This window comes from Streptomyces sp. NPDC037290 (genome assembly GCF_055603245.1).
This window is the reverse complement of record NZ_JBVJVZ010000058.1, coordinates 1-11034: the sequence shown is the minus strand read 5'-3', so window position 1 is coordinate 11034 and position 11034 is coordinate 1. Positions and strand designations below refer to the sequence as shown.

Sequence of the window (11034 nt, the reverse complement as noted above, 5' to 3'; positions counted from 1 at the left end):
GCCGGCCACCGCCCGATCGAGGTCTACCGCACCCCGACCCTGCATCCCCAACTTTCAGAGCAAGATCAGTGAGCCACAAACTTGACGCGGGACAGGGTGACCCGGTTCGGGACGTGACTGCTGAGGTGGTGGCGGTGATTCAGGCTCTGGTGGGCAGGCCGACGCCGGTGATCTGGTTCCAGAGGGTGAAGCGGATGGTCATCTCGAGGCGGTAGTTGGGTGCGGTCATCAGGTGGCGGTGGGGTCTGAAGTGGGGTGATATGCCCCTGAAGGAGGCGAGGAACCGCTGCGCGGCACTCATCGATCGGAAGCCCTTCATCGCACGCTCGCGTTGCCTCGTCGGCTGGTGGGAGTCCTCGGCCCGGTGGTTGAGGCCCTTGTGGGAGCGGTGCTCGACGGACGGCATTGCCTCGCGGTGGGCGGCGCTGTAACTGCGGAGCTTGTCGGTGATGATGACCCGGGGCACGGAGCGGGTCTTGTTCATGAGTTTGCGGAAGAAGCGTCTGGCCGCGGGCTCGTCGCGGTGGTTCTGCAGGAGGATGTCGAGGACGTTGCCGTCGGCGTCCACGGCCCGCCACAGGTACTTCTGCACACCGTTGATCTTCACGAAGACCTCGTTGAGGTGCCACTTGGCACCTGGTTGAGGGCGGCGCCGGCGTAAGGCCGCTGCGTAGGCGGGACCGAACCGGCGCTTCCACTGGTGGATCGTCTCGTACGTCACCTTGATGCTGCGCTCGAGCATCAACTCCTCGACGTCGCGCAGGCTCAGGCCGAACCAGTGGTACAGCCACACGCAGTGGGAGACGACCTCCGGCGGGAAGCGGAAACCCTCGGTACGGCAGCGTCTCCACGAGCAACCCCTCCACCGATCCGACCAGACGGGCGAGCATGCCACCTGAGAGGAACCTCGCTCAACCTGACAATGCCCTCCGCCCCCCTCAACCTGACAAAGCCTCCAGGAGTGCGTTTCCCGTTCTGGCACGCCATGTGCGTGCAGTTCGCAGGCCACCCGCTGACTGAGCTGGCATCAGTACCCTGACCGGGACCGCTTGTCCCGCCGGTGGCTCATCGGGCTCGTGGCCGCCTTGTCAAGCGCTGCCGAAGAGCTGGGACAGCCCACGCTCGACGGCTGCCACTACATCCTCGGCACCGGCGGGTACGACCGCGTAGGTGCGCGCCAGGAATCGCCGCAGCACAGCGGTATGAAACTCGATCATGACCAGATCGCTGAGCCAGTGCATCTCGACCACGGTGTGGCTCGTGTCGTCCGGCCACACGCACACCTCCCCCCACTCGGTCAGGACGCGCGACCCCTGCCCGAGCAACTCACGCGCGAACACCCACCTCACCTCAGAGCCGTTGCATGGCACACCGGGCGGGAAGTCGACACAGACCACCAATGGGTCGTCCAGGTGATAGCGCAGCATGACGCGGACAACGGACTCCCGGTTCAGGCCCGTGATCAGACGGACCCGGGCGCGTTGCTCCACGGAGACGGGCGGAACCGGGGGAACAGACATGGCTGACTCCGTTGCGCCAGATCCGGCAGAGTCCAGTTTTCCGCCGGCACGGTAAGTACTTACCCCTAGACTCGACTTACCAGAATCCACTCTGGAACCTGTGGGTGATTCATGGCATCTTTCAATGAAAAATTCTATGTCATCCACTAGGGTGCGCCGCTCGTTCTTTGATCGGCTGAGTTGGCGGGCGTCGGGGTGAAGGAAGGGCCTCTTGGTAGCTCGCGGTTGTCGAGTCATTGCAGCCCCGGTTCGTCCGGTTCGAGTGGGGAGGGAGAGCCCTCTGTTCTCTGTCCACAGGTCAGCACGCCGACCCATGCGAGGACGACGCCGTGGATCGCGCGGCGGTCATCGTGAGGAGAGCTTGATGCCGTACCTGATTCCGTCCCGGAGGCCGCTGACGCTCGAGCAGGTAGAGCGGGCCTTCGGCTACCTCCTGGCGCCGCAGATGGGTGGCGGCGCCGCCGTCGCCGGGCGGGCGGAAGCGGACCCGTAGCTGACGTTCATCCTGCTGCGGCTGGCCAAGGGTGGCATCGTCTGCCCGTCACGGCCGTCGACGGGGAGGCCGCCCATGCACGGAGTTCTCCGCGCTGGACGAGGTCGAGTGCGTGCTGGTGGCCGCGCTGTGGGACTGGGCACGGGCCTTCGTGATACGGCCCGCCCCGCCAGGTCCGGCGCAGCTGGGCATCTGCTCGTCGAGGCGGCGCCCCCGGCGTCGGATGTCGATGCACTCGGCCAGGCGGTCGTCTTCGCGACCTGTCGATGCCGATGCGAACCGGCTTCGTCCGGACGAAGACCGCGGACGAGACCCTTGAACGCCTCGCATGATATCTGAAGCAAATTCCCGACTCGGGACACTAGCGGTCAACGGAGTGGTCTGGTGCGGACTGGGCAGCGAGAAGGCTCCTGATACCGGTAATCTCCATGATTCTGGCCACAGGTGCCGATATGTGGGTCAGACGCAGGTGTCCACCAAAGCGTCGGCAGTGCTGGTAGTGGCTGAGTATTTCGTTGAGTCCGCTGGAGTCCAGGAAGGTGACCTCGGACAGGTCAAGTTCAATATGGCGGGTGGCCAAGGGCGCCAGCGCTTCACGCAGCATCGGCGCCCCGCGCAGATCCACTTCTCCACTCACCCGTACCAGGACGGGTTCCGCGCTGTGGTCCACGTCGACGCGTATTCGGTTTGCGGGGAGCCATGTCATGGCACTCTCCTGCCAAGGGTACGGTCAAATCCAGAGTATGAGTGTGACTGGTTCTTGTGACTGCAGCGGGGGCATGCAGGCATTGACTTCCTTCATGACGCAGAGGCAGGCACTGCGGATAGTGTCGAATGGCGTCTGAGATACACGATTAGTGCTTGTATTGACCCATTGCACCACCAGCACCCCACGCCGTACAGGAGGCCAAGGCCGGGGTTACCGGGCACACCTTGCAACTTTGTGCCTTTAATGCGCACCGCGAAAGCAACCGAGGCAGAACGCGTGGCGCGACGCCGGCGGAAGAGGCAGCCTCCGCCCGCGCGGAAACGGAGGCGAACAGGCTCCGCGGTATCATCCGGCCGCTTCTGGCCCTGGTCAGCCTGTGTCATGCGGTGTTCGGGCCTGTGGCCCGCACGCCCGATCATGCTGCCGAGGTCCTCGACATGCCAGGGCGGGGCGCTGTCTGGTGTCGGGCAAGCCTGCCTCGCCTGGGCAAGCCGCCTGTGTTGGAGGCTTGCGCAGTGGCCGGTGGGCCGGTGGGCTGGAGGGTGCGTTGGGCGGACAGGGGGACCGGGGGTTGCACCGAGGGTCGGCCCACCCTTGTGTGTGCCGGGTCGGTTGTCCCAGGTCGGCCCGGGCGGGCAAGCCGACCGGCGGCGCCGGCACCTCCCTCCCGCGCGTCAGCCGCGGGAAGGAGCTCTATCCGGGCACACACCGCAGCGCTGGCCGCGGTGGGGGGCAGGCCGACGCATGACCCTGGCCAGGCCAGGTCAGCGTGCTGGCGCACCTTGCCGACTGTCGGGAGGCACGAGAAGGGCCGGTATTCTCCGCAGAGCTATGCGTCGGCTTCCTGGCGCAGGTCCAGGGAGAACCGCAGCCGCGTGCCGGACTCGTCAGGTTCCCGGGTCGTCCGGTCTGTCGGCGCGATGGCACGCCGAGCGGCGAGCAGTTCCTGGACCGCGATGGCGGTCTCGTCGGCGGCCGCGACCTTCCGCCACGGTGGTGGGGATCCTTGAAAGAGGTCATCACCCTAGCGACGAAGAGCAGGGCTGTGGCGGCCGTCGCATCGTCGCCCGCACCAGCCGCCACCAAGGACCCCGGGCAGCCGGCACGTCCAGGTATGCGCCAGCGTCAGAGCCCTCACGGGATCCGTCCCGGGGAGCGCCATAGGCGGTGTATGGCGAGTGCACCATCCATTACCGGTGCCGTAAAGACAGCCGACACCAGCGCTTCTGGGTACGGAGGGCAACTTTGCCCCTTTGTGAAAGGGGTCGGGTGGGTGACAGTTGTGATGACTATTACGGCAACGGGATTCCATCCGGGCGGAATGTTAAGCCCGAAATAATGACGCTGACCGCCTCATCTGTGTTCTCGGAGATGGGCTTGATCCGTTCGTGTGAGGCTGTCCTGGCTCTTGGGAAAAGAGAATGGTATTCCTGAGGTGGTCGGCCAGGCCACGTTCTCCCTACCGCCGAGACGAGTGTGGGACCTCCGTGAGATGCCCTGGAAGATGGAATTTTCCGTTGACGCTTGCCAACGGCATTGGATAAGCCAGAGAATGAACTGCAAGCTAGCCCCTCCAAGAGAGAGGATCTACATGGAAAAGCTCGGCACGCTCGATGATTTACGACACGACAAAGAGGCGTGGGAACGTCGAATTAGGATTCGACGGTATCTACTCAAGAAGGCGCGCGAAAGTGGCGACGCGGAATTAGCCGCAGCGTATGAGAGGTCTGTGAATGCGGCCCTTGACGGATACATCCGTGACTATCTCTAGTCTAGACGGCCGGGCCACCGCCGCGTCCACATCGGTTGCGGACCGGGCGCCCGCACCGACCCGTACGAGGACCGGCGGCGTGAGGTGTGGGAGGACCACGGCGGCACCGCGACCCTGGGCAACGACCGAGGCCGCTTCGTCGACGCCGTCTCCTGGGGCCGCGACGACCACCGTGGTGGTGACCGCGACTACCGCGGCGAGAACCGTCACTGACCTGATGGTGGGTGGCGCCGGTTCATAGCCGCCCCGACAGCGCGCAGGTCGCCTTCTCCGGGCACCGGGGAGGCGACCTGCGGTGTGCGGCGGGCTACTTGAACCAGTAGCGGACGCCGTGGTGGTGGGAGCAGGTGCCCTGCGAATGCAGCACGTGCGGCCTCGGGGGGAGCTGTTGCGACGCGCCTCGCAGGCGAGCAGGCAGGGGTCGATCGTTAGGCGTCGGGTGAGGGGACACGGGCGGCGAGTTCGGCGGCGAAGTGGCGGGCCTGGGCACCCCAGTCGTGATCGGTCGTGCCGAAGTGTTGCAGGACGTCCAGCAGCTGCTGCGCCTCGGTGAGCGTGAGCAGCGGCAGGCGCGGCTCATACAGCTCCGGCATGCCGAATACAGGATCGCGAAGTTCGTCCATGCGGGGCGCAACGCACACCAACCCGCGCCGGTTACGCCCGCTGGCCGGTCTCTGACCAGGGATTTACCCCCTTCGCCTCCCGCGAGGTGTGGTGCCCACCCGTCTGGACCCGTGAGGTGGGGGTGAAGGCGGCGTGGGGGAGTCCGCGCTGCTGGTCGCCGACGCGCTCACGCTGGCTGTCGGCGCCCTTGACCACGCTTTGGCAGACCCCGCCGAAGTCGTAACGTGGCTGCAGGGCGCCGAATCGGACCGGGAAGAAATCCACCAGGCCACCGGGATGATCATGGTGCAGTTGGGAGTGAGCGCACAGGAGGCCCTGCTCAGACTGCGGGTCCGGGCCTTCGCACAGGACCAGACCTCCGCCGACGTCGCGCGAGCGATCATCAACCGCACCACGAACCTCCGCCATGAATGAACCAACGAGCACACACACCGGTGCCGGGGAGACGGACATGAACCGCGAACGCGAACTGGCGAAGGCGTTCGTCGATCTGGCCGACACCTACGCGCCGCAATTCGACCCCCTGCACCTCTTCAACCGGCTCGTGCACAGCTGCCGGCAACTGCTGCACGTGGACGCGGCAGCGGTGATGATCGCCGACGCCCGGGGCACGCTGAAGACGATGGCCGCCACCGACGAGGAAGCCGCCTTCGTCGAGCTGATGCAGATGCAGACCGGCCGTGGCCCCTGCATGGACTGCTACCGCACCGGCCACGCCCGCAGCATCCCCGACATCACCGCCGAACACGAGCGCTGGCCCAAACTCGTCACCGCCATGACCGACGCCGGATACCGCTCCCTGCACACCGTGCCGGTACGCCTGCACGAACGCACCCTGGGCGCCCTCACCCTGCTCAACACCCACACCACCGACATGCCGCCAGACGACCTGTACCTCGCACAGGCGCTGACGGACTCCGCAGCCCTGTCGCTCATGCACTGGGCCACCGAACCCCGCCCCGACGACGTCACCACACGCGTGCACAGCGCCATGGCCGTCAAAGCCACCCTGGACATCGCCAAAGGCATGATCGCCGCCTACCACGACGTGACCATCACCGAGGCCGGACGCCTCCTCGCCGACCACGCCGCCCGCCACCAAACCAGCCTCGCCGACACCGCCCTCGCCCTGGTCAACCGCACCATGGAACCAGCCCTCATCCCCGCCACACCGAGCGGATGAGTGTTCATGCCATCCAGTCTCCGAAGCTGCCCCCAGGCAGCCAAACAGCGACCGGCCAGTATCAGCGATCAGCCAGCCGCGGCAGCCCCGAGCGCGACGACCTGGAGCTGGAGGCCGGGCGCTGGGAGGCGCGGTCGACCTGTCGGCGCTGCGGGCTTTGAGGGAGTCCGGCACGGACGTGGAAGCCCTCGATCTGACGGCCGAGCGGCTGCGCCGTCTCCAGGACGCGTTCACTAACCTGCGCGTTTCACTTGCCACGGTGTCCGGATCTTGAGCGGGAACGCGAAAGTGCCTTCTGAGCTGGGACGATGAGGCTTGTCCAAGATCTTCGTCGTTCCAGCAGGAAGGCACTTTCTGCGTGCACGCTACCGGGTCGCGCCCCAAGCTCGTGGTCTCGGCCGACGGGCGGGGGGTGGTCAACCACGCCGGGTCCCGTCTGCTGGCCGATCTTGCTGATGCCACCGGCCTGACCGCATCCTTATCTTGCCGCCGGGTACATCCGCTTCCAGTCCGAGGGCGGCCTGGAGCACCATGACGGCTGACGCCGCCGCCCATTGCGGAGGCTGCCGGCTGTCTCTGCCGAGGGCCAAGGGGCCAGAGATGTCCCGCGACCACTTGGCGGAAGCAAGTCGCCGCAAGCAGTCCCCCGCCATTCAGCCGACAACTCCGGTGTGCTGTCCGGCGCTTCCCACGCGCTGAGCGGCTACCCGCTGCAACACCGCACGCAGCCATCGGTGGGCCGGGTCGTGTTCGTGGACCGGGTGCCACACGGCGCACATGTCGTATCGGCCCGTGCGGAACGGGGCGGGTGAGATCCGTACACCCCCCAGTGCGTTCAGCGTGGTGGCCGTAGAGCGCGGCAGGAGCGCAATCCTCGACGATCCGACCACGAGTGAGTGGAGGGTCATGAAGGTTTCGCTCGTGCCGACCAGCCGAGGGTTTATCCCCTCCGCCGCGAGCGCTTGGAGGGGCGAGTTCACCCACGGCGGTCGATGGTAGGCGGTGACCCAGGGAGCCGCGGCGAGAGCCTCACGATCACCGCCGTCGGTGACCGGGTTGTCCACGGCGGACAGGCACACCCACTCGTCGCTGTACAGCCGGATGGCCGGAAGCGAGCCGACCATGGTATCGGGGACGATGCGGATGTCGACGGCGTGCAGTTCGGAGGCCACTCCGCTGTCGTCGGCGAGGGTGGGCTGCTCGAACCGGAACGTCACGCCTGGGGCTTCGGTCATGGCTTCGCCGAGCAGTGCGCCACCCAGGAGGAGTTGGTCGGAGTCGGACATCGTGAGGACGAACTCGCGCACGAGGGAGGCAGGATCGGCCCCGTCCGCGTTGACGGCGACGGTCGAGATGGCCTGGATGGCCGGCTCCAATCGGGCGGCCAGCCGTTCCGCGAAGGGGGTGAGCTCGTGGAGCCGGCCACCGCGGCGGACGAGGAGCGGGTCGCCGTAGTGAGTCCGGAGCCGCTTGAGGGCCGAGCTGCAGGCGGGCTGTGACATCCCGAGGATGTCCGCGGCGACGGTGACACTGCGCTGTCTGAGCAGGACGTACAGCGGGATGAGCAGGTTGAGGTCAGTCCCGCCCAGGCGCCGTAGTTTATTCTCCATACGAATAAACTATATACAAAATTTCGCCTTGTGAATGAGCCCCGTGCTGACCGAGAGTCTTCTCTGCGGATCGAGTTACCCGGATACACAGAAAAGGCCGACATGACCTACGAAGAGATCGAGTTCAGCACTCTCGACGGTGCGACTCTCAGGGGCCGGTTCTACCCGCCGGCGGGCGAGGGCCCGTACCCGGCCGTCATCCTCTACGCCGGCATCGGCGGGGTCGCGGAGCACCTGTACGACAGCGTCGAGCCGTTCGTCGAGGCCGGCCTCGCGGTCTTCGCCTACGACCACCGGTCCTTCGGCCTCAGCGAGGGGGAGCCGCGCCAGCTGATCGACCCGTGGCGACAGAGCCGCGACTCGCGGGACGCCGTGACCTACCTCACGAGCCGGGTGGACGTGGACTCCGACCGGATCGGGCTGTGGGGGGTCAGCCTCGGCGGTGCGCTGTCGCTGTTCGTGGCCGCGGTCGACAAGCGGGTCAAGGCCGTCGTCTCCATCGTCCCGCCGGTCAGCGGGCGCTCGGCACGCACACTGTTCCCGCCCCGGCAGCTCGCCGAACTCGAGGAGCTCATCCTCGACCAGCGGCTAGCCCTGCTGCGCGGCGAGCCCGCGCTGCTGATCCAGACGAACGGCCGCCGGGACCCGGACGGTCCGCCGGTCATGTTCGAGGATCCCGAGGGCGCCGAGTTCACCGACGAGTTCAAGGCGTACGACACCTATCGCAACGAGATCGCCCTGCTCAGCCTGCCCAACCTGTTCGAGTTCGAGCCCACGGCCTACGCCGCCCAGCTGGAGTTGCCGGTGCTGCTGGTCACCGCCGACGGGGACACGGTCGCGCCGGTCGAGGACGCGCTGGAGATGTACGCCCGCATTCCGGAGCCCAAGGAGCACTGGTCATACCCTGGCCAGCACTACGGGATCCTCCTCGGCCAGGGGTACCGCGAGATCGTCGCGCGAACCGCCGGCTGGATCGCCCCGGCTCTCATCGGCGACTGACCGCCGCGCCGTCCCCTCGTCCGGCTGGCGCCGGCCGGAGTTCACCGGCTGGCGTGACGAACAGATGTCGTGGAAGCCCACCTGTTCCCCCGGCGACTGGTCCTTCCTCTGGGACCTGGTGATCGAGGGCCCTCAGGCGTTGGAGTTCCTCCAGTATTACTCGGTCAACGACCTGGTGAACTTCGAGATCGGCCGTGCCGAGCACCTCGTCCAGGTCAGCGAGCGCGGCAACATCGTCGCCGAGGGCGTCGTCATGCGGCTGGCGGAGAACCGGTACTCCATGCAGTCGAGCCCCGCCTCTGGTTCGACACCGTCGCGTACGACCACGCCCCGGCACTGCGGGCCGCCGTCGACACCCTGGGCGCGAACCGCCTGGTACTCGGCACCGACTTCCCATTCCAGGCCAAAGCCGAGTACCAATCGGCGATCGACTACATCAGCCGGACCGTGAGCGCCGAGCAGACGAGCACCATCCGGGACACCAACGTAGCCGCGATCTTCGGCCTCTAGCCTGCGCGTTCACTTGCCACGGTGTCCGGATCTTGAGCGGGAACGCGAAAGTGCCTTCTGAGCTGGGACGATGAGGCTCGTCCAAGATCTTCGTCGTTCCAGCAGGAAGGTACTTTCTGCGTGCACGCTACCGGGTCGCGCCCCAAGCTCGTGGTCTCGGCCGACGGGCGGGGGGTGGTCAACCACGCCGGGTCCCGTCTGCTGGCCGATCTTGCTGATGCCACCGGCCTGACCGCATCCTTCACCGACGCGCTGCGTCGGTTGCGGCCACGCGGCACCGGGCACGCCCCGGGCAGGATCGCGGTGGATCTGGCGGTGATGCTCGCCGACGGCGGCGAGGCCATCACGGACCTGGCTCTACTGCGCGATCGGGCCGAGGTGTTCGGTCCGGTGGCCTCCACTCCGACCGCCTGGCGGCTGCTGGCAGGCATTGATCCTGCCGCTCTTGCGGCACTGCGGGCGGCCCGCGCCGCCGCCCGCGAAGTCGCCTGGATGCAGGCCGCTGAGACGGACAGCGGCATACCCGCGGCCCATGCGGGCGGACGCGACCTTGCGGGCCTGGTCCTGGACATCGACGCCACACTCGTCACCTGCCACTCCGAGAAGGAGCAGGCGGCGGCCACCTATAAACGCGGCTTCGGCTACCACCCGCTGCTGTGCTTCCTGGACAACACCGGCGAAGCCCTGGCCGGAGCGCTGCGGCCGGGCAACGCCGGGGCCAACACCGCCGCCGATCACATCGCCGTCCTCGATGCGGCCCTGGCCCAGACCCCCGACGCCCACCGCCACGGCACTCCCATCCTCATCCGCACCGACAGCGCCGGAAGCTCGAAGGCATTCCTGACCCACCTGCGCAGCCTGCGCTCGCGCGGCATCCACACGTTATTCTCGGTCGGTTACCCCGTCACCGAACCGCTCCGCCGCGCGATCCGCGCCCTGCCCGAACACGTCTGGCATGCCGCGCTGGAGCAGAACGGCTCCCTACGCACCGGCGCCGAGGTCGCCGAACTGACCGGCATGGTGGACCTGGACGGCTACCCCGACGGCACACGGATCATCGTCCGACGTGAGCGCCCGCATCCCGGCGCCCAACTGTCCCTGTTCGACCTCGACGAGGGCGTGCGCCACCAGGTCTTCCTCACCGACACCCCTACCGTGAAGGCTCACTGCAGCACCTGGAAGTACGCCACCGGGCGCACGCCCGCGTCGAGGACCGCATCCGCTGCGACAAGACCACCGGCTTCGGCCGCTTCCCCTCCCGCCATTTCGCCATCAACCAAGCACGGCTGGAGCTGTCCCTGACCGCCCTCGACCTGCTCGCCTGGATGCGCACTCTGCTGCTGAAAGGCGACCTGGCCGGCGCGGAGCCGAAAAAGCTCCGCTACCGGCTGCTGCACGCAGCCGCCCACATCACCCGCGGCGGTCGCCGCCTGCACCTGCGGATCTCCGCGACCTGGCCCTGGCGAAACGAGCTGACGAGCGCATTCGCCCGCCTCACGGCCCTGCCACGGCCGGCCACCTAACACCGTGTCCTACGTGGTGAGGCGGACGAGTCGCTTGTAGCAGCAGATGGCGGCGGCGAGACCGAGAAAGGCCAGGTAGTTGCGGGGATTTC

General features: G+C 67.1%; 11 protein-coding genes and 4 pseudogenes. 9 read left to right on the top strand and 6 right to left on the bottom strand.

What is annotated here, in order from left to right; all coding sequences use genetic code 11:
* Nucleotides 1-139: 139 nt before the first annotated feature.
* Both ACZ7HQ_RS43840 and ACZ7HQ_RS43835 read right to left on the bottom strand, forming a co-directional pair.
* On the bottom strand, nt 140-895 hold the full coding sequence (locus tag ACZ7HQ_RS43840) for an IS6 family transposase (protein WP_471002821.1): 756 nt from the start codon (nt 893-895) through the stop codon (nt 140-142).
* A gap of 193 nt (nt 896-1088) precedes the next feature.
* Nucleotides 1089-1520 (bottom strand): SsgA family sporulation/cell division regulator, encoded by a 432-nt coding sequence (locus tag ACZ7HQ_RS43835; RefSeq protein WP_471002818.1) that lies wholly within the window; start codon nt 1518-1520, stop codon nt 1089-1091.
* A 364-nt stretch (nt 1521-1884) separates the two neighbouring features.
* On the opposite strand from ACZ7HQ_RS43835, the gene ACZ7HQ_RS43830 reads away from it, so the two are divergent.
* Nucleotides 1885-2013: a hypothetical protein gene (locus tag ACZ7HQ_RS43830; protein ID WP_471002815.1), complete on the top strand. Its 129-nt coding sequence runs from the start codon at nt 1885-1887 to the stop codon at nt 2011-2013.
* A 361-nt stretch (nt 2014-2374) separates the two neighbouring features.
* Here the strand turns inward: ACZ7HQ_RS43830 and ACZ7HQ_RS43825 are convergent, their stop codons facing one another.
* Both ACZ7HQ_RS43825 and ACZ7HQ_RS43820 read right to left on the bottom strand, forming a co-directional pair.
* Nucleotides 2375-2719, bottom strand: coding sequence for an STAS domain-containing protein (locus ACZ7HQ_RS43825; protein WP_471002812.1), 345 nt, complete (start codon nt 2717-2719; stop codon nt 2375-2377).
* A gap of 832 nt (nt 2720-3551) precedes the next feature.
* Nucleotides 3552-3692: pseudogene (locus ACZ7HQ_RS43820) on the bottom strand (DUF6207 family protein); the annotation flags it as partial.
* A gap of 885 nt (nt 3693-4577) precedes the next feature.
* Between ACZ7HQ_RS43820 and ACZ7HQ_RS43815 the strand changes: the two are divergent.
* Complete coding sequence (locus tag ACZ7HQ_RS43815; protein ID WP_471002809.1) at nt 4578-4706, top strand: hypothetical protein; 129 nt, start codon at nt 4578-4580, stop codon at nt 4704-4706.
* Between the two features lie 215 nt (nt 4707-4921).
* Here ACZ7HQ_RS43815 and ACZ7HQ_RS43810 read toward each other — a convergent pair whose 3' ends face one another.
* The gene (locus ACZ7HQ_RS43810; RefSeq protein ID WP_471002807.1) at nt 4922-5086 is read right to left on the bottom strand and encodes a hypothetical protein; all 165 of its coding nucleotides are present in this window, start codon (nt 5084-5086) and stop codon (nt 4922-4924) included.
* Nucleotides 5087-5249: 163 nt separating this feature from the next.
* Here ACZ7HQ_RS43810 and ACZ7HQ_RS43805 point away from each other — a divergent pair, with 163 nt between their 5' ends.
* The 3 genes and pseudogenes from ACZ7HQ_RS43805 to ACZ7HQ_RS43795 form a co-directional block, all read left to right on the top strand.
* Nucleotides 5250-5531 carry an ANTAR domain-containing protein gene (locus ACZ7HQ_RS43805; RefSeq protein WP_471002804.1) on the top strand — a complete coding sequence of 94 codons (282 nt, stop codon included), beginning with the start codon at nt 5250-5252 and terminating at the stop codon, nt 5529-5531.
* Between the two features lie 37 nt (nt 5532-5568).
* Complete coding sequence (locus tag ACZ7HQ_RS43800; protein ID WP_471002803.1) at nt 5569-6300, top strand: GAF and ANTAR domain-containing protein; 732 nt, start codon at nt 5569-5571, stop codon at nt 6298-6300.
* A gap of 295 nt (nt 6301-6595) precedes the next feature.
* A pseudogene (locus ACZ7HQ_RS43795) lies at nt 6596-6784 on the top strand (hypothetical protein); the annotation flags it as partial.
* 169 nt (nt 6785-6953) lie between these two features.
* Here the strand turns inward: ACZ7HQ_RS43795 and ACZ7HQ_RS43790 are convergent.
* Entirely contained in the window at nt 6954-7910 is a 957-nt protein-coding gene (locus ACZ7HQ_RS43790; protein ID WP_471002801.1) for a LysR family transcriptional regulator, read from the bottom strand.
* A 102-nt stretch (nt 7911-8012) separates the two neighbouring features.
* Here ACZ7HQ_RS43790 and ACZ7HQ_RS43785 point away from each other — a divergent pair, with 102 nt between their 5' ends.
* The 4 genes and pseudogenes from ACZ7HQ_RS43785 (at nt 8013) to ACZ7HQ_RS43770 (ending at nt 10942) form a co-directional block, all read left to right on the top strand.
* Nucleotides 8013-8909 (top strand): alpha/beta hydrolase, encoded by an 897-nt coding sequence (locus ACZ7HQ_RS43785; RefSeq protein WP_471002798.1) that lies wholly within the window; start codon nt 8013-8015, stop codon nt 8907-8909.
* A pseudogene (locus ACZ7HQ_RS43780) lies at nt 8815-9192 on the top strand (hypothetical protein); the annotation flags it as partial. The gene ACZ7HQ_RS43785 and the pseudogene ACZ7HQ_RS43780, both read left to right, overlap by 95 nt.
* A gap of 53 nt (nt 9193-9245) precedes the next feature.
* On the top strand, nt 9246-9419 hold the full coding sequence (locus ACZ7HQ_RS43775) for a hypothetical protein (protein WP_471002823.1): 174 nt from the start codon (nt 9246-9248) through the stop codon (nt 9417-9419).
* Nucleotides 9420-9539: 120 nt separating this feature from the next.
* Nucleotides 9540-10942: pseudogene (locus ACZ7HQ_RS43770) on the top strand (IS1380 family transposase).
* Nucleotides 10943-11034 lie beyond the last annotated feature (92 nt).

Excerpts from the sequence above, each read along its gene's own strand:
- ACZ7HQ_RS43835 (WP_471002818.1), bottom strand. The coding sequence starts at position 1,520 with ATGTCTGTTCCCCCGGTTCCGCCCGTCTCCGTGGAGCAACGCGCCCGG.
- ACZ7HQ_RS43830 (WP_471002815.1), top strand. The coding sequence starts at position 1,885 with ATGCCGTACCTGATTCCGTCCCGGAGGCCGCTGACGCTCGAGCAGGTA.
- ACZ7HQ_RS43825 (WP_471002812.1), bottom strand. The coding sequence starts at position 2,719 with ATGACATGGCTCCCCGCAAACCGAATACGCGTCGACGTGGACCACAGC.
- ACZ7HQ_RS43810 (WP_471002807.1), bottom strand. The coding sequence starts at position 5,086 with ATGCCGGAGCTGTATGAGCCGCGCCTGCCGCTGCTCACGCTCACCGAG.
- ACZ7HQ_RS43800 (WP_471002803.1), top strand. The coding sequence starts at position 5,569 with ATGAACCGCGAACGCGAACTGGCGAAGGCGTTCGTCGATCTGGCCGAC.
- ACZ7HQ_RS43790 (WP_471002801.1), bottom strand. The coding sequence starts at position 7,910 with ATGGAGAATAAACTACGGCGCCTGGGCGGGACTGACCTCAACCTGCTC.
- ACZ7HQ_RS43785 (WP_471002798.1), top strand. The coding sequence starts at position 8,013 with ATGACCTACGAAGAGATCGAGTTCAGCACTCTCGACGGTGCGACTCTC.